This window comes from Nocardioides sp. NPDC004968 (assembly GCF_040608935.1).
Classification (GTDB): domain Bacteria; phylum Actinomycetota; class Actinomycetes; order Propionibacteriales; family Nocardioidaceae; genus Nocardioides.
The window spans coordinates 38,154-62,383 of the sequence record NZ_JBEXJF010000008.1 but is presented as its reverse complement, the minus strand read 5'-3'; the positions used below and the strand labels follow the sequence as shown (position 1 = coordinate 62,383).

At 70.1% G+C, this 24,230-nt stretch carries 23 protein-coding genes; 12 read left to right on the top strand and 11 right to left on the bottom strand.

Annotated features, from left to right (window positions below):
- Positions 1 to 59 precede the first annotated feature (59 nt).
- From ABZU72_RS11155 to ABZU72_RS11135, 5 genes are read left to right on the top strand one after another with little or no spacing between them, the layout of a single operon-like run.
- Positions 60 to 1,682, top strand: a complete 1,623-nt coding sequence (locus tag ABZU72_RS11155; protein WP_355018922.1) for an ABC transporter substrate-binding protein — start codon at positions 60 to 62, stop codon at positions 1,680 to 1,682.
- Complete coding sequence (locus tag ABZU72_RS11150; RefSeq protein ID WP_355018921.1) at positions 1,679 to 2,635, top strand: ABC transporter permease; 957 nt, start codon at positions 1,679 to 1,681, stop codon at positions 2,633 to 2,635. The genes ABZU72_RS11155 and ABZU72_RS11150 overlap by 4 nt, the downstream gene beginning before the upstream one ends.
- Positions 2,632 to 3,501, top strand: a complete 870-nt coding sequence (locus ABZU72_RS11145) for an ABC transporter permease (protein WP_355018920.1) — start codon at positions 2,632 to 2,634, stop codon at positions 3,499 to 3,501. The genes ABZU72_RS11150 and ABZU72_RS11145 overlap by 4 nt, the downstream gene beginning before the upstream one ends.
- Positions 3,498 to 4,505, top strand: a complete 1,008-nt coding sequence (locus ABZU72_RS11140) for an ABC transporter ATP-binding protein (protein ID WP_355018919.1) — start codon at positions 3,498 to 3,500, stop codon at positions 4,503 to 4,505. Before ABZU72_RS11145 ends, ABZU72_RS11140 begins: the two co-directional genes overlap by 4 nt.
- Positions 4,498 to 5,334 carry an ATP-binding cassette domain-containing protein gene (locus ABZU72_RS11135; RefSeq protein WP_355018918.1) on the top strand — a complete coding sequence of 279 codons (837 nt, stop codon included), beginning with the start codon at positions 4,498 to 4,500 and terminating at the stop codon, positions 5,332 to 5,334. The genes ABZU72_RS11140 and ABZU72_RS11135 overlap by 8 nt, the downstream gene beginning before the upstream one ends.
- 3 nt (positions 5,335 to 5,337) lie before the next feature.
- Here ABZU72_RS11135 and ABZU72_RS11130 read toward each other — a convergent pair whose 3' ends face one another.
- Together ABZU72_RS11130 and kdgD are read right to left on the bottom strand one after the other, a co-directional pair.
- A complete protein-coding gene (locus tag ABZU72_RS11130; RefSeq protein ID WP_355018917.1) occupies positions 5,338 to 6,291 on the bottom strand; it encodes a 2-hydroxyacid dehydrogenase in 954 nt (317 codons plus the stop codon).
- A gap of 26 nt (positions 6,292 to 6,317) precedes the next feature.
- Entirely contained in the window at positions 6,318 to 7,232 is a 915-nt protein-coding gene (gene kdgD / locus ABZU72_RS11125; protein ID WP_355018916.1) for a 5-dehydro-4-deoxyglucarate dehydratase, read from the bottom strand.
- Between the two features lie 212 nt (positions 7,233 to 7,444).
- Here kdgD and ABZU72_RS11120 point away from each other — a divergent pair, with 212 nt between their 5' ends.
- Genes ABZU72_RS11120 through ABZU72_RS11095 form a run of 6 tightly spaced genes read left to right on the top strand, consistent with a single transcriptional unit; the run spans position 7,445 to position 13,689 of the window.
- On the top strand, positions 7,445 to 8,998 hold the full coding sequence (locus ABZU72_RS11120) for an ABC transporter substrate-binding protein (protein WP_355018915.1): 1,554 nt from the start codon (positions 7,445 to 7,447) through the stop codon (positions 8,996 to 8,998).
- 31 nt (positions 8,999 to 9,029) lie between these two features.
- The gene (locus tag ABZU72_RS11115) at positions 9,030 to 9,959 is read left to right on the top strand and encodes an ABC transporter permease (protein ID WP_355018914.1); all 930 of its coding nucleotides are present in this window, start codon (positions 9,030 to 9,032) and stop codon (positions 9,957 to 9,959) included.
- Positions 9,960 to 9,972: 13 nt separating this feature from the next.
- Positions 9,973 to 10,950, top strand: coding sequence for an ABC transporter permease (locus ABZU72_RS11110; protein WP_355018913.1), 978 nt, complete (start codon positions 9,973 to 9,975; stop codon positions 10,948 to 10,950).
- A gap of 44 nt (positions 10,951 to 10,994) precedes the next feature.
- Positions 10,995 to 11,954 (top strand): ABC transporter ATP-binding protein, encoded by a 960-nt coding sequence (locus tag ABZU72_RS11105; RefSeq protein WP_355019030.1) that lies wholly within the window; start codon positions 10,995 to 10,997, stop codon positions 11,952 to 11,954.
- Positions 11,951 to 12,964, top strand: coding sequence for a dipeptide ABC transporter ATP-binding protein (locus ABZU72_RS11100; protein ID WP_355018912.1), 1,014 nt, complete (start codon positions 11,951 to 11,953; stop codon positions 12,962 to 12,964). Before ABZU72_RS11105 ends, ABZU72_RS11100 begins: the two co-directional genes overlap by 4 nt.
- Positions 12,964 to 13,689 carry a sulfite exporter TauE/SafE family protein gene (locus tag ABZU72_RS11095; RefSeq protein ID WP_355018911.1) on the top strand — a complete coding sequence of 242 codons (726 nt, stop codon included), beginning with the start codon at positions 12,964 to 12,966 and terminating at the stop codon, positions 13,687 to 13,689. The genes ABZU72_RS11100 and ABZU72_RS11095 overlap by 1 nt, the downstream gene beginning before the upstream one ends.
- Here ABZU72_RS11095 and ABZU72_RS11090 read toward each other — a convergent pair.
- From ABZU72_RS11090 to ABZU72_RS11075, 4 genes are all read right to left on the bottom strand, one after another.
- Entirely contained in the window at positions 13,686 to 14,693 is a 1,008-nt protein-coding gene (locus ABZU72_RS11090; RefSeq protein WP_355018910.1) for a 2-hydroxyacid dehydrogenase, read from the bottom strand. The genes ABZU72_RS11095 and ABZU72_RS11090 overlap by 4 nt on opposite strands.
- 53 nt (positions 14,694 to 14,746) lie before the next feature.
- Positions 14,747 to 15,559, bottom strand: a complete 813-nt coding sequence (locus ABZU72_RS11085) for an IclR family transcriptional regulator (protein WP_355018909.1) — start codon at positions 15,557 to 15,559, stop codon at positions 14,747 to 14,749.
- A gap of 21 nt (positions 15,560 to 15,580) precedes the next feature.
- Complete coding sequence (locus ABZU72_RS11080) at positions 15,581 to 16,519, bottom strand: alpha/beta hydrolase (RefSeq protein ID WP_355018908.1); 939 nt, start codon at positions 16,517 to 16,519, stop codon at positions 15,581 to 15,583.
- A 67-nt stretch (positions 16,520 to 16,586) separates the two neighbouring features.
- Positions 16,587 to 17,483: a LysR family transcriptional regulator gene (locus ABZU72_RS11075; protein WP_355018907.1), complete on the bottom strand. Its 897-nt coding sequence runs from the start codon at positions 17,481 to 17,483 to the stop codon at positions 16,587 to 16,589.
- Positions 17,484 to 17,759: 276 nt separating this feature from the next.
- Here ABZU72_RS11075 and ABZU72_RS11070 point away from each other — a divergent pair, with 276 nt between their 5' ends.
- Positions 17,760 to 19,328: an alkaline phosphatase D family protein gene (locus ABZU72_RS11070; protein WP_355018906.1), complete on the top strand. Its 1,569-nt coding sequence runs from the start codon at positions 17,760 to 17,762 to the stop codon at positions 19,326 to 19,328.
- Between the two features lie 74 nt (positions 19,329 to 19,402).
- Here the strand turns inward: ABZU72_RS11070 and ABZU72_RS11065 are convergent, their stop codons facing one another.
- From ABZU72_RS11065 to fabG, 5 genes are all read right to left on the bottom strand, one after another.
- Positions 19,403 to 20,728, bottom strand: a complete 1,326-nt coding sequence (locus ABZU72_RS11065; protein ID WP_355018905.1) for an MFS transporter — start codon at positions 20,726 to 20,728, stop codon at positions 19,403 to 19,405.
- 196 nt (positions 20,729 to 20,924) lie between these two features.
- Positions 20,925 to 21,377 (bottom strand): MaoC family dehydratase, encoded by a 453-nt coding sequence (locus tag ABZU72_RS11060; RefSeq protein ID WP_355018904.1) that lies wholly within the window; start codon positions 21,375 to 21,377, stop codon positions 20,925 to 20,927.
- A complete protein-coding gene (locus ABZU72_RS11055) occupies positions 21,377 to 22,600 on the bottom strand; it encodes an acetyl-CoA C-acetyltransferase (RefSeq protein ID WP_355018903.1) in 1,224 nt (407 codons plus the stop codon). Before ABZU72_RS11055 ends, ABZU72_RS11060 begins: the two co-directional genes overlap by 1 nt.
- Positions 22,593 to 23,495, bottom strand: a complete 903-nt coding sequence (locus ABZU72_RS11050; protein WP_355018902.1) for a MaoC family dehydratase N-terminal domain-containing protein — start codon at positions 23,493 to 23,495, stop codon at positions 22,593 to 22,595. Before ABZU72_RS11050 ends, ABZU72_RS11055 begins: the two co-directional genes overlap by 8 nt.
- Entirely contained in the window at positions 23,492 to 24,229 is a 738-nt protein-coding gene (fabG, locus tag ABZU72_RS11045; RefSeq protein WP_355018901.1) for a 3-oxoacyl-ACP reductase FabG, read from the bottom strand. The genes ABZU72_RS11050 and fabG overlap by 4 nt, the downstream gene beginning before the upstream one ends.
- Position 24,230 lies beyond the last annotated feature (1 nt).

Below are 24,230 nucleotides of genomic sequence, written 5' to 3'. Positions count from 1 at the left end.
CCGATCTCGGACACCACCCATGCAGCCCCCGCTGACAGCACCGTCCCAAGGAGATCCTTGTGAACCGACGCAACCTCACGCGCATCACCGCGCTGCTCCTCACCTGCACTGCGATCGTCGGTTGTGGGCGATCGGCCGACAACTCGACGTCCTCGACGACCGCGAGCCACCTCCAACCGACGACGACCGCCGCGACCGCTGAGGCCGACCCGATCACCTGGGCGGTCTACCGCGACGTCCAGACGATCGATCCCCTCTACGCCTTCGACTACCCGGACAACACCGCGCTCACCCTGATGTGTGAGTCGCTGCTCCGCACCGAGCCGGACGGCGCGATCACCGACGGGCTCGCCTCGTTCTCGCGCACGGACGACAAGACGCTGGTCTTCGACATCAACCCGGACGCGAAGTTCTGGGACAACAGCCCGGTCACCGCCGAGGACGTCGTCTACAGCCTCGAGCGTCATCGCGACCCGGAGCTCGGCGGGTTCTACGCCGACTCCCTCGTCCGGGTCGACACGATCGAGGCGACCGGCGACCGCGAGGTCACCATCACGCTGACCCAGCCCGACTACTGGCTCGACGGCGAGCTCGCCTCGCTCCCCGGCATCATCGTGCAGAAGAAGTACGTCGAGGCCAAGGGTGCCGCCTACGGCACCACGACAGGTGGCGCGATGTGCACGGGCGCCTACAAGCTCGACTCCTGGTCGCCGGCGAGCGGGGTGGTCGCGGTGCCCAACGACGACTACTGGGGTGAGGCCGATCCGCGGGTCGCGAAGATCACCCTCAAGGGTGTCGTCGACGAAGCGGCACTGACGTCCTCGCTGATCGCGGGCGAGATCGGTGGGACGTACCCGCCGGCGATCTCGACGCTGCCGGTGCTGGAGGGCAACAAGGCCGTTACCGTCACGCAGGGTCCCGGCTACGCGACCGCCGCGCTGGTGATCAGCGACCTGGACGGCACGCTCGGCGACGTCAAGGTGCGCCAGGCGCTGTCCCTTGCGCTCGACCGCAAGGGCATCGTCGAGAACGTGTTCCACGGTGCGGCCGAGGACGCGCGCTGGCTCGTCAACCCGGGCACCTTCGCCTCGGCGAGCGAGACCTACCAGGCGGCGTACAAGGACAGCCCGGTGCTCGAGCAGGACATCGACCTAGCGAAGAAGCTGATCGAGGAGGCCGGGGCGGCGGGGAAAACCGTCACGATCGGCATGTCCTCGGCGATCCCGGACATCGCCTACGAGGCCGGAGCCTTCAAGACGGCGGGCGAGAAGATCGGCCTCGAGGTGGAGTTCAAGTCGGTCTCGGCCGATGCATTCATCAACTTCTTCATCGACCCGAAGGCGCGCGAGGGGGTGGATGCGTTCCCGACGGTGACCTACGGCGACTATGCCGACCCCGCCGCGCTCTCCGCGACGGTCGTCCTGCCGGACGGTGCGCAGAACTACTCGGGCTTCGACGACCCGGAGATCACCTCGCTGATGGAGGAGGCGCGCGGCACCGAGGACGTGGAGGCCCGGGCGAAGCTCGTCATCGAGGCGCAGCAGCGCACCATGGAGCTGCTGCCATGGATCCCGACCGCCCAGCCGAACTCGGTGCTCGTGACCAACAGCGAGCTGACCGGAGCAGTGTCGTCGTTCGCCTACATGTCGGCGCCCTGGGCCAACCATCTGGGAGTCCGATGACCATGCGGATCGGATACCTGATGCGCCGACTCGCGATGCTGGGGGTAACACTCCTGGTGGCCAGCTTCGCGATCTTCGCAGCGACGTACGTCGCACCGGGCAACCCGCTCGCCGCGCTCTCCGGGGGCAAGTCGCTCTCCGCGGAGGCGCAGGCGGTGCTCGAGCGGCGATACCATCTCGACGAGCCGTTTCTCGCGCAGTATTGGCACTGGCTCTCCGGGGCTCTCCGGGGCGACCTGGGCGTGTCGATCCCGCTGCACCAGGACGTCTCCTCGCTCATCGCGGACCGCGCTTGGATCACGCTCAGCCTGGTGCTCTACGCCGCCGTCATCATCGTGGTCCTCGGCATCGGTCTCGGCCTGCTCGCCGGGCTTCGGCCGGGGTGGATCGACTCCTCGGTGCTGGTCATCTCCTCGATGGCCGCCGCCGTGCCGGCCTTCGTCGCGGCCATCGTGCTGATCGCGGTCTTCGCGGTGTCTCTCGGCTGGTTCCCGACGATCGGGGTCGGCGAGGGCTTCCTCGGCCACCTCGAGCACCTCACCCTGCCGGCGGTCGCGCTCGCGCTGTCATCAGTGGCGGTCGTGGCACGAGTGACCCGCACCGCGATCCGCGAGGAGGTGGAGCGTGAGCACGTCCAGACGGCGATCAGCCGCGGAATCCCGCAGCACCTCGTCGTCACCCGCCACGTGCTGCGCAACGCCGCGATCCCGATCACCACGGTGACCGGCGTGACGATCGCGAGCCTCATCGCGATCTCGTCCGTGGTCGAGACATCCTTCGGCCTCAACGGCCTGGGGCAGTACCTCGTGAAGTCGGCCCAGGGTAAGGACATCGCCGTCGTGCAGGGCATCTCGCTCGTGCTCGTGGTGGCGTTCGTGCTCGTCAACGTCGTGGTCGACGCGATGTACGCGGTGCTCGACCCCCGCGTCAAGCGCGGAGCGAGGGCCTCATGAGCGCCGTCGCCACCACCGCGCCCGCCGCCGGCACGACGGCGACCCGTCGCCGTGCCCGTCTCGGCGCGACCGTGTGGGTCTGCGTCGTCGTGGTCGGGCTCGCCGCCCTGATCGGCATCATCGGGCCGGTGCTCACGCCACACGACCCGAACCAGGCCGACCTGGCGCAGGCGTGGATCGGTCCGGGGGAGGGGCACCTGCTCGGTCTCGACGTCCAGGGCCGGGACGTGCTGTCCCGGGTCCTGGCCGGCGCGCGGTCCTCGCTGCTCGGGCCGCTGCTCATCGTGGTCCTCTGCATGCTGGTGGGATCGGTGCTCGGTCTTGCCTCCGCGTGGCGCGGGGGAGCGGTCGACACGACGGTGTCGGCGGGCCTGGATGTCCTGTTCGCGTTCCCCGGAGTGCTACTGGCGGCGCTCACGGCGGCAGTCTTCGGTGCAGGCCTGTGGGCGGCGGTGCTCGCGATGGCGGTGGCGTACACGCCGTTCGTCGCGAGGCTGTTGCGCAGCGCGATGCTCAAGGAGCGCAGCCAGCCCTACATCGCCGCCCTCGAGGTGCAAGGTCTGGGCGCGACCGCGATCTGCGTACGGCACCTGCTGCCCAACGTGTTCCCGTTCATGGTGGCGCAGGCGTCGATCCTGTTCGGCTATGCAGTCCTCGACCTGGCGGTCATCTCGTACCTCGGCATCGGCGTCCAGCCGCCGAACCCGGACTGGGGCGTGATGATCTCGGAGAACCAGTCGGGCATCCTGCTCGGCTACCCGATGCCCGCTCTCGTTGCGGGCGTCTGCATCGTCGTGGTCGTCGTGGCCATGAATCTGCTCGGCGAGCGGCTCCTCGAGCGGGCTGGGAAGGAGGGTGGCCGATGAGCGCGACCCATCATGGCCCGCTGTTGGAGGTCGACGGGCTGGGCCTGGACCTGCTCGTGGGAGGCGTGCACCGCTCGGTGTTGCGCGACGTGTCGTTCACGGTGGCTGCCGGGGAGGCGGTCGGCCTCGTGGGCGAGTCGGGCTCGGGCAAGTCGATGACCGTGCGGGCGATCGATCGGCTGTTGCCCGCGGGGGCACGCCGGCGTGGTTCGATCCGGTTCGCCGGCCAGGATGTGGAGGCCCTCTCCGGCGCCGCCCTACGCGCCTACCGCGCCGAGGTCTCCGTCGTCTTCCAGGACCCGCGGGTGCACATCAACCCGGTGCGCCAGGTCGGCGACTTCATGACCGAGGTGCTGCGTACGAATCGCGGGGTCAAGCGGCGCGAGGCGGCTCGCCGAGCGGTCGCGATGCTCGCGAAGCTAGGGATCTCGGACGGGGAGAGACGTTTGGAGCAGTATCCGCACGAGCTGTCCGGCGGGCTGCTTCAGCGGGTGATGATCGCCGGCGCGCTGCTCACCGAACCCCGACTGCTGCTCGCCGACGAGCCGACCACGGCGCTGGACGTGACGACGCAGGCCGAGATCATGGGCTTGCTGGATGAGCTGCGCCAGGACCTCGGTCTGTCGCTGCTGTTCATCACCCACGACCTGGACCTGGCCGCGGCGGTCTGCGACCGCACCGGGGTCATGTATGCCGGCGAGATCGTCGAGGTGCGTCAGTCGGGAAGGCTTCACGACGACCCGCTCCACCCCTACACCGCCGCCCTCGGCGCGGCGCGCCCGCTGCTGGACCGCGCGATGCCCCGGCTCACGGCGGTCCCGGGGCGTCCGCTGTCGGCGCTCCAGGCGCCGGCCGACGCGTGCGCCTTCGCCGGTCGCTGTCCGCACAAGTACGACGTCTGCGTCTCCTCCGCCCCGGCCTTGGTCGACCTCGACGGCGGTGCCGTGCGGTGCGCACGCGCAGAGGAGCTTCGTGGAGTCCTGGGAGGAAGCACCCATGTCTGAGGCGTACGAGACCACTGAGGCGGAACCGGCCCTGGCAGTCACCGGCCTGCGCAAGGTGTTCGGAGAGGTGGTCGCCGTCGAGGACGTCTCCTTCACGGTACGTCGGGGAGGATCGCTCGGGATCGTCGGCGAGTCCGGGTCCGAGAAGACCACGGTCGCGAACATGATCACCGGCCAGGAGCGGCCGTCGGCCGGCACGATCCGCGCCTGCGGTCGAGACCGTACGGCGCCGGCGCGCGGTGGCGCCGAGCGGCGCCGGCGCGGCGCCGAGGTGCAGATCGTCTTCCAGGACCCCTACTCCAGCCTGGACCCACGGCAACCGGTCGACCGCGCGATCGAGGAGGTGCTGCGCCTCCACCAGCGCGAGCGGACCTCGTCGGCGCGGGCTGCGCGCGTGGGCGAGCTGATAGAGATGGTGGGTCTCGACGAACGCCAAGGTCGTGCCCTGCCGCGAGCGCTCTCCGGCGGTCAGCGCCAACGAGTGGCGATCGCGCGGGCGCTCGCGGCAGAGCCGGACGTCCTGATCCTCGACGAGTCGGTCGCCGCGCTCGACGTGTCCATTCAGGCGCAGGTGCTCAATCTGCTCAGCGATCTGCGGGAGCGGCTGTCGATCACCTATGTGCTGATCAGCCACGACCTGGCCGTCGTGCGTCAGCTCACCGAGACCGTCGTGGTGATGCAGCACGGCGCCGTCGTCGAACGTGGGACGACGACCGATGTGCTGGATGCGCCGCAGCACGACTACACCCGCCGGCTGCGGGCGAGCGTCCCGACGCCCGGGTGGGACCTGACGGAGGTACGTCGCGCCTTCAGCCCCGCGACACCATGACCGTCAGTTCGACATCTCCGGCACCGGAGTGAGGACGGTGCCGTCGGCGAGCCAGCGGTCGAGGTTGTCGAGGGTCAGCTGCTCCATGGCGGCACGCGTCTCGACGGTGCCGCTGGCCAGGTGCGGGAGGAGCACCACGTTGTCGAGGCCGATCAGCTCCGCGGGGACCGCGGGCTCCTCGGTGTAGACGTCGAGGCCGGCGCCGGCGATGCCGCCCTCGAGGAGCAGCTCGACCAGTGCGTCCTGGTCGACCACGGAGCCGCGCGCGATGTTGATGAGGTAGCCCTCGGGCCCGAGCGCCTCGAGCACCTTGCGGTCGACGAGGTGCTGCGTACCGCTGCCGCCGGAGGTGGCGAGGACCAGGATGTCCACGTCGGCGGCGAGCTGCGCGGGGGAGGCGGCGTAGATGTAGGGAGAGCCGGCGACCTCGCGGCGGGAGTGGTAGGAGATCGGGCAGCCGAACGCCTCGAACCGGGTCGCGATCGCCTGGCCGATCCGCCCCAGACCCAGGATCCCGACCCGCTTGCCCGAGACCTTGCGGGCCAGCGGGTAGGTGACGACCTCGGGCCAGTCGCCGCGGCGTACGAACCGGTCGGCCGCACTGAGCTGGCGCAGGGTGTCGATGGCGAGGCCGATCGCGGTGTCGGCCACGCAGTCGGTCAGCACGTCGGGGGTGTTGGAGACCAGTACGCCACGTGCGGCCGCGGTCTCGACGTCGGTGGTGTCGTAGCCGACCCCGAAGTTGACGACGGCGCTTAGCGCGGGCAGCTGCGCCATCAGCTCGGCCGGTACGCCGGTACGTCCGGTGGTCACCACGGCACCGATCGAGGGCCCGTGCTCGGCGAGGAACGCGGCGCGGCTGTCGTCGTCGGGCAGCACCAGGGCGTCGTAGCGGTCGGTGAGGGTGGCGGCCAGCGACGGCTTGAGCGGTCCTACCTGGAGGATGCGGCGGGTCACGGTTTCTCCTGTCGATCGGGTGGCCGTCAGATGACGGTCTTGACGAGGGCGGTGAGCTCCGCCAGCTCCTGCTCGGTGAGGTCGGTCAGCGGGGGACGTACGGGACCGGCCGGACGGCCGGCGGCGGTGAGACCGGCCTTGACGATCGAGACGCCGTAGCCGGCCCCACGGTCGCGGATCGCGATGTAGGGGACGACGAAGTCGCGGAGCCGGGCGAGCACCTCGTCGCGGTCGCGGTTGCGGACGGCGGTGTAGAACTCGACCGCCCACTGCGGCGCGAAGTTGAAGATCGCCGAGGAGTAGGTGCTGACGCCGAGCTCCAGATACGGCAGGGCGTACGTCTCGGCGGTCGGCAGGCCTCCGACGTAGAGCAGGCGGTCGCCGAGGCGCGCGTTGAGCGTGGCGAGCAGGTCGATGTCGCAGACGCCGTCCTTGAAGCCGATGAGGTTCGGGAACTCCTCGGTGAGACGGACGATGGTGTCGGCGTCGTAGCGGGCGTTGGCGCGGTGGTAGACGATCACGCCGAGCGAGGTCGCCGAGCAGACGCGGGCGACGTGCTCGTACAGGCCGCGACCCGGCAGCTCGGTGAGGTAGGGCGGCAGCAGCAGGATGCCGTCGGCGCCGTCCGCCTCGGCGCGCTGCGCCATCGCGACGGCCTGGGAGGTGCCGTAGCCGGCCGCGCCCATCACCGGGGTGCCGTCCCCTACCTCCTCGACGGTGGCCCGCAGGACCCGGGACACCTCGTCGTGGGTGAGCGAGAAGAACTCGCCGGTGCCGCCGGCGGCGAAGAGGCCGGCGACGTCGAAGCCGTCGAGGTGCTGCAGGTGCGCGCGGTAGCCGTCCTCGTCGAAGGCGTAGTCGGCGGTCGCGTGCGTCACCGGGAACGACAGCAGGCCGGCGCCGAGGGCGTCACGGAGCTCGGTGGGGGAGTAGCGGCCCATGGGGTCTCCTCAAGGGGTTCGATGACGTCGGAGATCCCGAGGCTAGGTAGCGGAAGCGATACGCGTCCAACATCGTGACGGCATCGCTCGATGCCCCATGGGCATTGCCCGACGTGCTTGACGTCACACAAAACTCGCTCGTACGGTTCATCCACGAATGACAACGACGTCCACATATGTAGATGTCGCCGATCGACTGGAGGAACAGTCGCATGAACTTTCGTCCCTCGCTGCGGTCCCGCTTCGGTCTCGCAAGCGCCTCGCTCATGGCTGCCTCGCTCACCCTCTCGGCGTGTGGCGTCGCCAACTCCGACAGTGCCGGCGCCGCCGCCGACACGGTCCGGATCGTGCTCCCGCAGGAGCCACCGACCCTCGAACCGTGCGATGCCAACCTGACCTCGACGGGCGTCGTCGTGCGCTCCAACATCACCGAGCCGCTGGTCGAGCGCGACCCCGCCTCCGGCGAGCTCCAGCCGCTGCTCGCCACCGAGTGGGAGCAGACCGAGCCGACCAAGTGGGCCTTCACCCTCCGCGAGGGCGTGAAGTTCTCCGACGGCTCCGCCTTCGACGCAGAGGCCGCCGCGCACTCCATCGACCGCGCGGTCAACGGCACCTTCGGCTGCAACGTCGAGGGGTACGTCTTCGGTGACGACGACCTGCAGGTGAAGGCCGTCGACGCCACCCACCTCGAGGTGACCACCGCCGAGGCGGACCCGATCCTTCCGCTGCGCCTCTCCTTCATCGAGGTCGTGCCCGCGTCGACCAGCGACACCGCCAAGGTGCGCGAGCCGATCGGCACCGGCCCCTACAAGATCGAGGACTGGCAGAACGGCACCAAGCTGACCCTCGCGGTCAACGACACCTACTGGGGTGACGCTCCCGCCTTCAAGAAGGCGGAGTACCAGTGGCGTGAGGAGGGCAGCGTACGCGCCGCCATGATCACCAACAACGAGGCCGACATCGCCACCGGGCTCGCGCCCGAGGACCTCTCCGGCGACGCCGCGGTCCGCTACCCGAACAACGAGACGACCGCGCTGCGGTCGACCGGGACGTACGCTCCGCTCGACGACATCCGGGTGCGCCAGGCGATCAACTACGCGATCGACCGCGAGTCCATCGTCGACAGCCTCTTCGAGGGCTACGCCGACGTCGCCTCCCAGCTGGTGCCCGAGGGCGTCGTGGGCCACAACCCGGACCTGAAGGCGTGGCCGTACGACCCGGAGAAGGCCAAGTCGCTCATCGCCGAGGCGAAGGCCGACGGGGTGCCGACCGACACCAAGATCCGGCTGATCTCCCGCAACGGCCTCTTCCCCAAGGTCGGCGAGACCGTCGAGGTGGTCCAGAAGGCGCTCGAGGACATCGGTCTCAACGTCTCGATCGAGATGATGGACACCGCCGCGTCGGTCGAGTACCAGTCCCGCCCGTTCCCCAAGGACACCGGGCCGTACATCATCCTCGTCCAGCACGGCAACCAGGCCGGTGACGCCCAGTTCTCCGTCGACCAGTACATGCTCAGCGACGGCGCCCAGTCGACGTTCGGTATGCCGGAGTTCGACGCCCAGATCGGGGCCGCCGACAAGGCCGAGGGCGATGACCGCCAGGCCGCGTTCGCGGGCATCTTCGCCGACGAACCGGAGAAGGTCTCGCAGTTCGCCTACATCGCGCACATGACCGGGATCATCGGCGAGTCCGACAACGTCGAGTACGAGCCCAACTCGGCGACCGGCGACGAGATGCGCGTGACCGAGATGAAGCCGGCCAAGTGACCCCGGCCGCGACTCACCCAGGAGGTCATCGATGGTGACGTTCCTCCGCAAGCGAGCTCTCACCTCGCTGCTGCCGCTCGTCGTGGTGCTGCTCGGAGTGTTCTTCCTGGCCCGCCTCACCGGCGACCCGGCCAGCCTGTACCTGCCGGAGAACGCCACCGAGACCCAGAAGGAGACCTTCCGCGAAGTCAACGGCCTCGACCTGCCGGTCTGGCAGCAGCTGATCGACTACCTCCAGGGCATCCTCCGCCTCGACTTCGGTACGTCGCTGAGCACGGGTGAGTCCGCGGCCGCCATGGCGTTGCGGGCCTTCCCCGCGACGCTCCAGCTGGCGATCACCACGATGCTCATCGCGGTCGTCCTCGCCGTCGTGATCGGCTCGTGGGCGGCGTACCGTCCGAACTCGCTGGCCGACCGGTTCGCGTCGTTCCTGTCGATGACGGCCGCGAGCGTCCCCGACTTCTGGCTCGCCATCATGGGGGTCTGGGTCTTCGCGGTGATGCTCGGGGTGCTGCCGACCTCGGGTGTCGACGCCGGCCTGCTCTCCTGGGTCCTGCCGATCGCGACCCTGCTGCTGCGTCCCGTCGGCGTGCTCACCCAGGTGGTACGGGGTGCGATGGTGGCGGCCCTGTCCGCGCCGTACGTCCGGCTGGCACGCAGCAAGGGTGCCGACAGCCGCCGGGTCGTCGCTCATCACGCCCTGCGCAACGCCGCTGCCCCGGCGCTGACCGTGGCCGGCGACCTGGCGGTCGGGCTGGTCAACGGTGCCGTGGTCGTGGAGTCGATCTTCGGGTGGCCCGGCATCGGCAAGCTGATGATCGACTCGATCACCGGCCGCGACTTCGCCATCCTGCAGGCGGCCGTGCTGCTCACCGCGGTGACGATCTTCCTGCTCAACATCGCCATCGACATCTGCTACGCCCTGCTCGACGCCCGTGTGCGCGACAAGGCGATGGCGTGAGAGAGGAGAACCGATGAGCTCCACCACCACCGACTCTGTTGAAGCCCCGAGCCGCTCCGGCAGGGTGAGCTACTGGCGGATGCTGCTGCGCGACAAGGTCGCGACCGTTGCCGCCGTGATCCTCTGCTTCATCCTGCTCGTGGCGGTCTTCGGGCCGGTCCTGCTCGGCAGCGAGGCCAACGCCCAGGACCTGACTCGAGGCAACAAGGCACCGCTCGAGCTCGATGGCTGGCTCTACGTGCTGGGCACGGACTCGCTCGGTCGCAGCATCCTGGCCCGGATCGTCGTCGCGACCCGGACGACCCTCGGCGTGGCCATCCCGGCGGTGCTGATCTCGCTGGTCGTGGGCTCGGTGATCGGCATGTGGGCCGGCTACCACCGCGGCTGGCGCGAGACCCTCGTGATGCGGATCGCCGATGTGATCCTGAGCTTCCCGTCGCTGCTGATGGCGGTCGTCGTCCTCTACGTCTACTCGCCCAGCCCGCGCAACATCGTCATCGTGCTGGCGATCACCCGCATCCCGATCTACCTGCGCACCGCGCGGGCCGAGTCGGCCGAGCTGCAGAGCCGGGTCTTCGTCGACGCGGCCCGTACGTTCGGGGCGGGGAGCTTCAGCATCATCCGCCGTCATGTCTTCCCGATCGTGCTGCCGACGCTGCTGACGGTCGCCACGCTCGACTTCTGCTACGTCATGCTCGCCGAGTCGTCGCTGAGCTTCCTCGGCATCGGCATCCAGGCACCCGACGTCAGCTGGGGTCTGATGGTCGCCCAGGGGCAGAACTATCTGCAGACCGCATGGTGGCTCTCCTTCTTCCCGGGCCTGGCCATCGTGATCGCGACGGTGTCCGCCGCCGTGCTCGCCGCCTGGGTGCGGCTGGCCACCGATCCCGCTCAGCGGTGGCGGCTCACCGTTCCGCGGCGACAGCGTCGCCGCGCCACCCCGACCGTCACCCAGTCCGTCACTCAGACCGCTACGGAGGACGCCCAGTGACCAGCACTCTGACCGAGAAGGCCATCGCCCTCGACGTCGACGGCATGAGCGTCGACATCCGCACGCCCCACGGTGTCGTCCGAGCCGTCGACAAGGTGACCTTCCAAGCACGCCGGGGCGAGACCCTCGCGCTGCTCGGGGAGTCGGGCTGCGGCAAGTCGATGACCGCCACCGCGGTAGTCGGCCTGCTGGAGCCGGTCGCCGACGTGACCGAGGGTGCCGTCCGCATCACCGGCGACAGTGGCACCACCGACCTGCGGACGGCCTCGGCGAGGCGCCGGCGCGACATCGCCGGCAAGGAGCTGGCGATCGTCTTCCAGGACGCCCTCACCGCGCTCAACCCCGTCTACACCGTGGGTACGCAGCTGGCCGAGCCGTTCCGGATCCACCGTGGCCTGTCCAAGAAGGCCGCTCGCAAGGAGGCCATCGAGCTGATGCGCCGGGTCGGCATCCCCGAGCCGGAGACCCGGATCGACTCCTACCCGCACCAGTTCTCCGGCGGCATGCGACAGCGGCTGCTGATCGCGATCGGCGTGGCGCTGTCGCCGGCCGTGCTGCTCGCCGACGAGCCGACCACCGCGCTCGACGTCACGGTCCAGGCCCAGATCATGAGCCTGCTCAAGGACCTGCGCGAGGAGCGCGACATGGCGGTCGTGCTGATCACCCACGACCTCGCGCTCGTCTTCGAGCAGGCCGACCGGGTCGTGGTGATGTACGCCGGCAACGTGGTCGAGCAGGGCTTGGTCGAGGAGGTCTTCGGCTCTCCGAAGCACCCCTACACCGCCGGCCTGCTGGAGTCGGTGCCCGTGCACGCCGAGCGCGGTGCGGAGCTCAAGTCGATCGGCGGTTCGCCGCCCGAGCTGGCCGCGATCCCGGCCGGCTGCGTCTACCAGGACCGCTGCCCGATCGCGCGCGACCGCTGCCGCGAGGAGCGGCCCCCGGCCCGTGAGGTCGCCCCCGGCCACCTTTCCGCCTGCCACTTCCCCGACGAGGTGAACCGATGAGTGACGCACCGCTTCTCGAGGTCAGAGACCTCACCAAGATCTTCCCGGTACGCCACGCCGGAAAGCGCAAGGAGCTGCGAGCTCTCGACGGCGTCACCCTCGACCTGCACCGGGGCGAGACGCTCGGCCTGGTGGGGGAGTCCGGCTGCGGCAAGTCCACGCTGGCCCGCACGCTGCTCATGCTGGAGACCCCCGACGGTGGCTCCGTACGCTTCGACGGGGTCGACCCGACGACGACCAGGGGCGCCGACCTGCTGGCGTTCCGGCGCCGGGTGCAGATGGTGTTCCAGGACCCGTTCGCCTCGCTCAACGCCAGGATGTCGGCGGGCGACATCGTGAGCGAGCCGTGGCGTACGCACACCGGTCTCCACAAGACCTCGCGTGAGCGGACGGCCCGGGTGCGGGAGCTGCTGGACCTCGTCGGGCTGCGACCTGGCGACGCCGGGAAGTATCCGCAGGAGTTCTCCGGCGGCCAGCGGCAGCGTCTCGGGATCGCCCGCGCGCTCGCGCTCAACCCCGACGTGATCGTCTGCGACGAGCCGGTCTCCGCGCTCGACCTGTCGGTGCAGGCACAGGTGCTGAACCTGCTCAACGACCTGCAGCAGGAGCTCGGGGTGGCGTACCTGTTCATCTCGCACGACCTGTCGGTGGTGCGGCACGTCGCCGACCGGGTCGTGGTGATGTACCTGGGGCGGATCGTCGAGCAGGGCGAGACCGAGTCGACGTTCGAGCGGCCCCAGCATCCCTACACCGGGGCGCTCCTCTCGGCTGCGCCCTCGCTCGACCACGAGCGCCGGCGCGAGCAGATCATCCTGTCCGGCGAGATTCCCTCGCCGCTCAACCCGCCGTCCGGCTGCCGGTTCCGGACCCGCTGCTGGAAGGCGACCGACGAGTGCGCCACCGCCCTCCCGCCGCTCGCCATCGACCCGGTCGACGGCGGTCACACGGCGGAGTGCTTCCATCCACTGGGGGCGAACGAGCAGGAGCTGGCCGCGGCCCAGGCGGGCTGATGGGGCTCTCGCTCGGGTCCTTCGCGATCGTGGCCGTCGCCGTCGTCCTGGCCTCGGCGCTCCAGGCCTCCATCGGGTTCGGCATGGGCATGCTCGCCGCCCCGGTCGTCGCCCTGGTCGATCCGGGGCTGCTGCCCGGCACACTGGTCATACTCGCCTTCGTGGTCACGGTCATGGTCGTCGTCACCGAACGGCAGCACATCGACCTCGGCGGCACCGGCTGGGCACTGTTCGGCCGGGTGCCCGGGACGATCGCGGGCGCGCTCCTCGTCGCGGCGCTGCCCGAGCGGGGTCTCGCCCTGCTGCTGGCCGGCGTCGTGCTGGTCGGCGTCGCCCTCAACTCGCTGGGCTGGCAGCCGCGGCCGGTACGCCGCAACCTCGTCACCGCGGGCGCGGCCTCCGGGCTGCTCGGCACCGCCACCTCGATCGGCGGCCCGCCGATGGCGCTGGTCTGGCAGCAGAAGCACGGTGCGGTGCTGCGCAGCTCGATGAGCTCGTTCTTCCTCGTCGGCTCGGTGCTGTCGTTCCTCGCGCTGGCTGCCACCGGGTCCGTCGACCAGCGCACCCTGCTGGTCACCGCGGCGCTCGTGCCGGCTCCGTTCCTCGGATGGGGGCTGTCGCTGCTGCTCAACCGGGTGATGTCGCCGGTGCGGCTGCGGCGTACGGCGATCGCGGTGTCGATCTTCGGCGCCGTCGTGCTGGTGGCCGACCAGCTCTTCGGCTAGCTCCTGGTCACCGGGTTGCGCAGCGGCCGGCCGTCGGCGAGCGCGTCGACGTTGTCGGTGATGTCCTGTGCGCGGCCGGCGAACACCTCCGCGGTGTGCCCCGACTGGTGCGGCGTCAGCACGACGTTGGACAGCTCGGTGAAGTCGAGGTGCGAGGGCGGCGGAGAGTCGGGGTCGCGGGGGTTGCGCCACCACACGTCGATGCCGGCGCCGGCGATCGTGCCGGCGGTGAGCGCGTCGTGGAGCGCCTGCTCGTCGACGACAGCGCCGCGGGCGACGTTGACCAGCACGGCGCTCGGCCGCATCGCGGCGAGGGCGGCGGAATCTATGAGCCCGCGGGTCGCATCGCTCAGCGGCACGGTCACGACGACCACGTCGGAGGCGGCCAGCAGGTCGTGCAGGGCCGAGTCGGGCCCGACCCAGTCCAGCTCGACGCCCTCGGGCAGCGGGGCGTCGGGGTTGCGGCGTACGGCTCGGACCCTCATCCCCATCGCGGAGCCGAGCCGGGCCACGCTGGAGCCGATCTCGCCGAAGCCGACGATCCCCAGGGTGCGGCCGGCCAGTACGCCGCCGAAGGGGTAGTCGCCGGAGACGATCGCGTTGCTCCACACGCCGCGGCGCATGTCGGCCTCGGACCGCAGGACGCCGCGCAGCAGCATCATCGACACCATCATCACGTGCTCCGCGATGGAGCGTCCGTGGTGGAAGGTGTTGGCCAGACGTACGTCACCGGGCAGCGCCGTGAGCGGGATCCGGTCCACGCCGGCACCAGTGACGTGCACCAGCCGGAGCCGGGGCATCGTGGCCAGCAGCTCCGGCGTCGTCGAGGAGCAGACCAGGACGTCGGCGGCCGCGGCGGCCTCGGCGAGCCGGGGGTCGTCTCCCCAGGCGAACGTCCACTGGTGCGGTGAGGCGCCCGTCCGGGTCAGTACGTCGGTGAACCGGGCCATGATCGGCTCGGTCACCAGCACGTTCAGCAGCGTGGTGGGAGAGGTGGAGGGCACGTCCGCGATTGTGTCATGCGTCTACATCTGTGGACAAGGTTCGACATATGAGGTCAGGTCCAGGTCAGAGAGTTGCGGATCGGGCCGACCACACGGACGATCCGGTCCGCCGCCTGGCGCAGGGCGGCGATGACCTCGGCCTCTCGCTCCGGGGTGAGCCGGGCGATCGGGATGGAGGCGCTGATCGCGTCGGAGACCGGCTCGTCGTAGTCCAGGGCGACCGCGATGCAGCGCAGCCCGAGGGTGTTCTCCTCGTTGTCGATCGCGTAGCCGCGCCGGCGGGTCGCCTCGAGGTCAGCGGCCAGCGCGCCGCGGTCGGTGAACGTGTGCGGGGTGAGCGGCGCGAGCTCGGCCGGCAGGTGGTCGGCGACCTCGTCCTCGGGCTGCGCGGCCAGGACCGCCTTGCCCAGGGAGGTGGAGTAGGCCGGGAGCCTGCGGCCGACGCGGCTGTAGGGGCGGAGGTACTGCGAGGACTCTCGGGTGGCGAGGTAGACCACGTCGGTGCCGTCGAGACGGCCGAAGTGGAAGGTCTCGTCGAGCTGCTCGCGGAGCTCGACGAGGAACGGGGTCACCTGGGGGAGGTAGGGGTCGGTGTCGAGATAGCTGGTGCCGGCCAGAAGGGCCCGGATACCGATGCCGTAGAGCGTGCCGGTGGCGTCGCTGCGTACCCAGCCGTGCTTGGCGAGCGTGCGGAGCAGGGCGTGCAGGCTGCTGCGGGGAACCCCGAGCGCCTCGCTCAGCTCGCGCAGCCGCACCGGGCGGTTCTGGCGCGCGGCGAGGAACTCGAGGATCTCCACCGTGCGGGCGGCGGACTTCACCTCGCGCACCCCTCCGGTGGTGGCATCAGGCGCGGCAACGTCGTTCATGTCCGCAGAGTAGTGCGCGGGTCAGATGCCCGTCCACGTATGAAGATGGTCTCCCGGTTCGGGGCCGTTGCGCAGCCGCGTCTGCCATCCGTGCTGGTCCCAGGTCGCCGGCTCGGTGCTCCGGATGAACTGCTCGACGGCCATCACGAAGCGCCCGGGGTCGGAGCGGAACGGGAAGTGGCCGGCGCCCTCGAAAACCTCGAGCGTCGCCTGCGGCATCGCCGCCTGCGCCTGTGCGGCGTGGCGGTAGGGGATGACGCCGTCGCGGTCGCCCCAGATCATCAGCATCGGGATGTTCGAGGCCAGATAGCAGCGATCGAGCATCGTGACGACCTGGCCGTGCCAGTCGACGACCGCGCGCAGTGTTCGGGCGAACGCCTGGCGGGAGTGACTGTCGGGCGGGGTGTCGACGATCCTGGCCAGATCCAGAGCGTCGACGCCGAGGTCGTGGTCGATGCGGCGCAGCAGACCGAGGCCGGCGGACAGCCAGATCCGCGAGACCGGCAGCTGCAACAGCATGAGCAGCTCCGGCGCCAACGGCAGGGTCGCGAGTCGCAGCCAGGTCGAGACACCGCGCCCGGAGCCGCCGTTGGACACCAGCACGATCCGCTCGACCAGCTGCGGGTACTGGTAGGCGAGCTGCATCGCGACGCCGCCGCCGAGCGAGTGGCCGACGAGGGTGACTCGCTCCACGTCCAGCACGGACAGGAGGTCGCGCATGCCGTTGGCGAACCCTCCGATCGAGTAGTCGGCACGGGGCTTGTCGGAATCGCCGTGACCGAGCAGGTCGGGTGCGATGACCAGATGGTTCTCGGCGAACATGGGCAGGACGTCGTCCCAGGTCCGCGAGCTGTCACCGATCCCGTGGATGAACATGATCGCGGAGCCGTCACCGCCGATGCGGTACGCGCGCTTGTACCCGTGGACCACCCGCGACTGCTGCTCGATCACCCGCGTCATGATTGCACGCTAGTCGCCGTGGGTTTCGATCATGTTGCAGTCGTGCCGCGACGCACATCAGCGAGCATCAGGTACGTGGCGGGCCGGTCCTGAGGGCATCGAGGAACAGCGTCAGGAGCGGCGAGTCGTTGTCGGCGTGCCAGGCGGCGTACAGGTCCAGCATCGGCACAGGGCTGTGCAACCGGACCGGGGTGAGGCCGGCGCCCGAGCGGGCGAGCAGGACGGCGCGTGACTCCGAGGCGAAGGTGATCAGCTGGTGTGCGCTGACGAGGACTCCGGTCGCTGCCGGGTCGTCCGCCGTCTCCGCGATGTCCAGCTCGATACCGGCCTGTGCCGAGGCCTGCTGGATGACGTCGTACATGGCGGGAGACTGGCCGCGCTCGAACATGACGCACGGGTGCCGAGCGAGCTCCGCGAACGGTGCGGCCGGCCGGTGGGCCCACTGATGGGTCGGTCCGACCACGCCGCAAAGGCGCAGTGTCATCAGGTGGTGGGACCGGATGTCGGGTGCCGTCGGACGTCCGTAGACCAGGCCCACGTCGAGTCGGCGTTCTGCCAGGGCCGTGAGCTGGGGGCCGGAGCGCAGCTCCTCGAGGTCGACCCGGATCCCCGGGTGCCCCTGTTTCAGCCTGCGGAGCGCGGCCGGGAGCACGTGATGCCCGGCCGGGAAGTTGAATCCCACCCCGAGGGATCCGGCATGCCCCTCGACGGCATCGCGGGCGGATCTCGTCGCCTTGCCGAGGTGGGCGAGAACGGCACGCGCATCCGGCTCGAAGGCACGTCCGGCGTCGGTGAGGTCCACGGCGTGTGAGGATCGCTCGACCAGCTTCGCGCCCACCGTCCGTTCGAGCCGCTGGAGGTGCTGGCTCAGGGTCGGCTGGGCGAGGTGCAGCCTGGCTGCGGCGCGTCCGAAATGACGCTCCTCGGCGATCGCCAGGAACGACTCCAGCAGCCTGATGTCCATCTCGCCTCCAGGAGAGTCGCGATGAGCGTGGCGCGCGCCGGTCAATGGAGCGTGTCGCTTCGATGAATCGTTCGGGTCTTTCGATCGATCGATGCCGGAACCCAATCAGGGCAGGTCAACGACAGGTATGGCGTGGGCCGTGGGTACGCGGAGACGCTCTGTGAGGAGCCGTTGTCGGATCGGTTCATCGGAGCGACACCGAGCGCTGATCGGCTTCTCCGCAGCCGCACCGATGTGCAGTGACCTCACTCTTCCCCTGACCCGCACGGAGTCGCCATGCCTCAGCCCTCGCCCATCGGTCCTCTCGGCCGCCGTTCTCTTCTCCTCGGTGGAGCTGCTGCCGGGTCTGCCCTGCTGCTGCCCGCTCGCTCCGCCGCGACGCCGCTTCTGGCGCGATCCGGGCGTCCGATGCTCACCGACGGCGTCCAGTCCGGTGACGTGTCGGCCTCGGCCGCCGTCGTCTGGGCGCGCGCCGACCGCATCGCCCGGATGTACGTCGACATCAGCCCGACGGAGACGTTCCGGAAGGTTCGTCGCGTACGAGGTCCGCTTCTCGACACCCGGACCGACCTGACCGGGAAGACCCTCCTGCGAGGCCTTCCCGCCGGAAAGGACGTCCACTACCGCGTCGTCCTCGCTGATCCCGACGACGACAGCGTGACCGGCGAGCCGCAGGTCGGGCGGCTGCGTACGGCACCCGTCGGGAGCTCCGACATCCGCTTCGTGTGGTCCGCCGACCTCGGTGGTCAGGGATGGGGGATCAACCCGTCCCGAGGTGGCTACCGGATCTTCGAGTCGATGCGACGGCTCTCGCCGGACTTCTTCCTCTGCTCCGGAGACCTGATCTACGCCGACGGCGTGATCCCGAGCGAGAAGCCGCTCTCGGACGGCACCGTGTGGCGCAACCTCGTCACCCCGGCGAAGTCGAAGGTCGCCGAGACCCTCGACGAGTATCGGGGTAACTATCGGTACAACCTGCTGGACGACAACCTGCGCCGGTTCAATTCCGAGGTCGCCCAGATCAACTCCTGGGACGACCATGAGGTCATCAACAACTGGTACCCGGGGGAGATCCTCGATGACTCCCGCTACACGGAGAAGCGGGTCGACGTGCTCGCCGCCCGGGCCCGGCGCGCGTTCCACGAGTATCTGCCGACCCGCACCGGCAGCGACGACGGACGCATCTACCGGGTCCAGCGCTACGGCGAGCTCCTCGACGTGTTCGTGCTCGACATGCGCTCGTACAAGGACCCGAACACTCCCGGCCTGGAGACGGTCAGCGACGGCGGCGTGTTCGGCCGCCGGCAGCTCGCCTGGCTCAAGGAGCAGCTGAGGGTCTCACGTGCGACGTGGAAGGTGATCGCCGCGGACATGCCGCTCAGCCTCGTCGTCCCCGACGGAGCGGCGGTCGAGGCGCTTGCCCAAGGCGACCACGGCAACCCGCTCGGCAGGGAGCTCGAGATCGCCGAGCTCCTGTCGTACGCCAAGCGGAACCGGATCACCGGGATGGTCTGGCTCACCGGCGACGTGCACTACACCGCGGCGCACCACTACCAGCCCTCGCGTGCCGCCTTCACCGACTTCGACCCGTTCTGGGAGTTCGTCTCCGGACCGCTCAACGCCGCGGTCGGGGTCGAGCCCGAGCCCAACCCGGTCGACAGCACCTTCGGGCCCGAGGTCGTCTTCTCTCAGGGCGCACCCTCGCTCGAGGTCAACAACCCCGGATTCGGGTACCAGTACTTCGGCGAGGTCAGCATCGATAGCGGCTCGCGGGTGATGTCCGTACGACTCAGGGACATCGATGGCGGGGTCGCGTACACGGTGGATCTGCCGCCGCCGGGCTGAGCAACCAACGCGTCGCCCAGCTCGCGCGTAGCTCGCTGGGCGACGGCCGGTGACGATCCGGTGGTGACCGCGGCTCAGCGTGCTGCGGTCACCGTCGTGGAATCTTCGGAGTTCTCGGCCTCGGCGGCGCCGCGGCCGAGCAGCGCGCGGGAGCACACCAGGGAGATCACGGTGGTCACGACTCCGAAGGCGACTGGCACGGCGATGCTGCCGGAGGTGTCGAGGAGCCACTGCAGGATCATCGGCGTAGTCCCGCACAGCGCGCCGGAGAGGCCGTACGTGACCGAGATGCCGGTGTAGCGGACCCGGGCCGGGAAGGCCTGGGCGAGCATGCCCGCCATGACCGCGTAGAACATCACGTCGGGGATGGTCGCCATCACCGCGCCGATCATCGCGAGGGTCCAGTTCCCGGTGCCCATCAGCACGAACATCAGCGCGAGCGCGGGAATCTCGAGGGCGAGCAGGACGGTGACCAGGGTGCGCGGGTTCCAGCGGGTTGCGAGCACCGCGCCGAACGGCTGCACGAAGAACTGCACGACGCTGGCGATCAGGATGATGGTGAGGAAGGAGTCCTTCTCGAAGCCGAGGTGAGTGGTGGCCCAGGAGAGTGCGAAGGTGTCGCGGGCGTAGACGACCACGAAGACGCACAGGATGCCGAAGACACCGAGGGTCAGCTCGCGGGAGTTGTTGCGGAACAGCTCGATCACCGGGACCCGGACGACCTCGTTGCGCTCGTGGAGGTCCTTCATCGCCGGGGACTCCTCGAGGCTGAGCCTGATCACGAGCCCGACCACGACCAGCGCGGCCGACGCCAGGAACGGCAGTCGCCAGGCCCACTCGAGAAGAGCGTCGTCGGGGAGCAGGCCGGTGACAGCGAGGAAGCTGAGGGTGGCCAGGATCCGGCCGGCGGGGGAGCCCTGCTGGGCGAAGGCGCCGAACAGGAAGCCGCGGTCGGGGCGGGTGTGCTCGGTCGCGATCAGCACCGCGCCGCCCCACTCGCCGCCGACGGCGAGGCCCTGCAGCAGCCGGAGCACGATCAGCAGCACCGGCGCGGCGGCACCGATGGCCGCGTGTGTCGGCAGCAGGCCGACGCCGACCGTGGTGACGCCCATGAGCAGCAGCGTCAGGATCAAGGAGCGCTTGCGGCCGATCCGGTCGCCGAGGTGGCCGAAGACCACGCCGCCGAGCGGCCGGGTCAGGAAGCCCACGGCGAACGTCGCGAAGGAGAGCAGGGTCGCGACCGCGGGCTCGGCGTTGCTGAAGAACAGTGGCCCGAAGACCAGAGCGGACGCGGTGCCGTAGATGTAGAAGTCGTACCACTCGATGGTGGTGCCGACGAACGCGGCGATGCCCGCCTTGCGGGCCATCCGTTCGTCGGGGACGCGCGTTGACTGGGTCATGGGGACTGCTCCTCCGGGGGTTGTCTGTCGTCACGCACCGGAATGCTGTGTGACCGCGTTCACACTAGGAATCCGCGCCATTGCACGTCCAACACCAAATCTAGATGGCATTGATATCACTCGTGAGCCCAATGATGCTCCGGGCATGCCAAGGCCGCCGATCTCCCGACGGGAGATCGGCGGCACTCGTGAGGCGTCAGGGCAGGACCAGCGTGATGCTCTCCGCGACACAGACCGGTCGCTCGGTGCCCTCCGCCTCGACGGTCCAGGCGACCAGCACCTGAGTCCCGGCCGGGACCGCCCGGACCTCCTTGATCCGCGGCGTGGCCCGGATCTTCGTGCCGACCTCGACCGGCGCGGGGAACCGCGCTTTCTCGAGACCGTAGTTGAGCCGGGCGGAGCCGGTATCGATCGTGTAGAGCTCGGCGGCGAAGGCCGGCAGCATCGACAGCGTGAGGTAGCCGTGCGCGATGGTGCCGCCGAAGGACGAGGCGGTGGCGCGCTCGACGTCGACGTGGATCCACTGCTGGTCGCCGGTGAGCTCCGCGAAGCGGTCCACGCGCTCCTGGGTGATCTGCACCCAGTCGGTGGTGCCGAGTTCCTCGCCGGCAGCAGCCTCGATCGCCGCGACCGAGGTGAACGTACGCATCAGACCACCCGCTCGAAGACGGCGGCGAGGCCCTGGCCGCCGCCGATGCACATGGTCTCGAGGCCGTAGCGGGCCTCGCGGCGGTGCAGCTCACGGGCGAGCGTACCGAGCATCCGTACGCCGGTCGCGCCGACGGGATGGCCGAGGGAGATGCCGGATCCGTGGACGTTGGTGCGCTCGAGGTCCTCGTCGGTGAACTTCCACTCGCGCATCACCGCCAGCGCCTGGGCGGCGAAGGCCTCGTTGAGCTCGATGACGTCGATGTCGGCCAGGGTCAGACCGGCCTTGGCGAGCGCCGCCTCCGTGGCGGGGACGGGGCCGATGCCCATCACGTCGGGACGTACGCCGGCGGCGGCCCAGGACACGAGCCGGACCAGCGGCCGCAGGCCGAGGCTCTCGGCGAGATCGGCGGTCGTGACCAGACACATGGCGGCGGCGTCGTTCTGGCCGCTGGCGTTGCCGGCGGTCACGGTCGCCTCGGGGTCGGAGGAGCCGAGGATCGGCCGCAGCTTCGCGAGCGACTCGAGAGTGGTGTCGGCGCGCGGGTGCTCGTCGGTGTCGACGACGACATCGCCCTTCCGGGACGGGACGGTGACCGGCACGATCTCCTCGGCGAAGACACCGCTCTGCTGGGCGGTGACGGCGCGCTGGTGGGAGCTGACGGCGAGCCGGTCCTGCTCCTCGCGGCCGATGGCGTACTCCCGGCGCAGGTTCTCGGCGGTCTCGAGCATGCCGCCGGGCACCGGGTGGAACCGGCCGCCCGGGGTCTGCCGGCCGCGGGTGAGGCCGTCGTGGATCTGTACGCCGGTGCGTGCGCCGCCCCAGCGCATGTCGAGGGAGTAGAAGGCGACGTTGCTCATCGACTCGGCGCCGCCGGCCACCACGATCTCGCTGGCACCGGAGGCCACCTGCATCACCGCGTTGGCGACGGCCTGCAGCCCGGAGCCGCAGCGACGGTCGACCTGCTGACCGCCGACGGTGACCGGGAGCCCGGCGTCGAGTCCGACCACACGGCCGATCGCCGGTGCCTCGGCGTTGGGGTAGCAGTGGCCGAGGATGACGTCGTCGATCCGCTCCGGGTCGATGCCGGTGCGGGCGAGCAGCCCCTGCAGCGCGGTGACGCCGAGGTCGACCGGGCTCAGGTCCTTGAAGGCGCCGCCGTAGCGGCCGATCGGGGTGCGGACGGGTTCACAGATGACCACGTCGCGGGCGGTGTCACTCATGGTTGGTGCCTTTCGGGATGAGGGTGGCCAATTCGGCCGTCAGGCCGACCAGCGCGGTGCCGTCGGGGCGCCGCAGCGCGACCTCGACAGAGTCGGGCGCTGTGTCGGGGTTGGGGCGGTCGACCCGGACCTGGGCAGGGTCGCCACAGAACAGGGGAGCGGTGTTGCGATGCCGCAGGTGGCGTACGACGCGGTCGGGGTGGGCCAGCCGAAGAGCCTCGGCGAGCACCAGGGTCGAGAGCGGGCCGTGCACGACCAGCCCGGGATAGCCCTCGACCCGGGTGGCGTAGGGCCAGTCGTAGTGGATCCGGTGCGGGTTGGCGGTCGCCGCGCTGAACCGCATGAGCAGAGTCGGATCGGTGACGAACCGCCAGCCGTCGTCCTCGGCGACCAGCGCTGGGCCGGCCGGTGCGATCGCCGAGGCGGGCTCGGGGTCAGGGAACGACGTCGGCGCAGGCGCGGCATCGCGGTAGATCAGGTCCTGCCGCTCCTCCACGAGCAGATCGTCCCGGCCGGTGTCGACCAGCCGGGTGACCACCGTGACGATCGCCAAGCGGCCGCTGCGACCCGACTTCTCCTCGACCGAGACGACCTCGGACTCGCGGACGACCTCGGTGCCGACCAGGAGGTCGCCGTGGAAGGTCACCTCGCCGCCGGCGAACATCCGCCGAGGCAGGTCGATCGGCGGCAGGAAGTCGCCGCGGCGCGGGTGACCGTCGACGCCGATGACCGACGACACCGGCCAGCGCGGAAGCGCCACCCAGTGCCACAACGGCGGGAGTACGTCCCCGGCGGCGGGCACCGGAGAGCCGCTGTCGAGGAGAGCGCCGAGGGCGGCGGCTGGCCCCGCGTCGAGGGTCTCGACCGACGTCGCCCGGCGTGGCCGCCAGGTCACATGAACCTTCCGCCGGTCACCTCGGCGACCGTGCCGGTCATGTAGGAGGAGAGCGAGGAGGCGTAGAAGAGCGCGACGTTGGCGATCTCGGCCGGCTCACCGGCGCGACCCATCGGGATCTCGGCCATCTTCTCGTCCCAGATCCGCTGCGGCATCGCCTCGGTCATCGCCGAGCGGATCAGCCCCGGCTGGATCGCGTTGACCCGGACCCCGTGGTGGGCCATCTCCTTGGCCGCGGCCTTGGTCAGCCCGACGATGCCGGCCTTCGCGGCCGAGTAGTTGGTCTGCCCGACCATGCCGACCTTTCCGGAGATCGAGGAGATGTTCACGATCGCGCCAGACTTCTGCTCGCGCATCCGGGCGGCGGCGAGCCGGGTGCCGTGCCAGCAGCCCTTGAGGTGCACCGCGATGACCTGGTCGAACTGGTCCTCGGTCATCTTCCGCATCGTCGCGTCCCGGGTGATGCCGGCGTTGTTGACGACGATGTCGAGCGAGCCGTACGTCGCGACCGCGGTCTCCAGAGCACGCTCCACGTCCTCGCCGTTCACCACGTCGCAGGCGATGCCGGTGGCCACGTCCGGGCCGAGCTCCAAGGCCTTGGCCTCGGCGGCGGCGCCGTCGAGATCGGCGAGCACCACGCGTGCCCCCTCTGCCACGAAGCGCTCGGCGACGGCGAGGCCGATGCCCTGGGCGCCCCCGGTGATGACCGCGGTCCGGTTCTCGAGAAGTGCCATG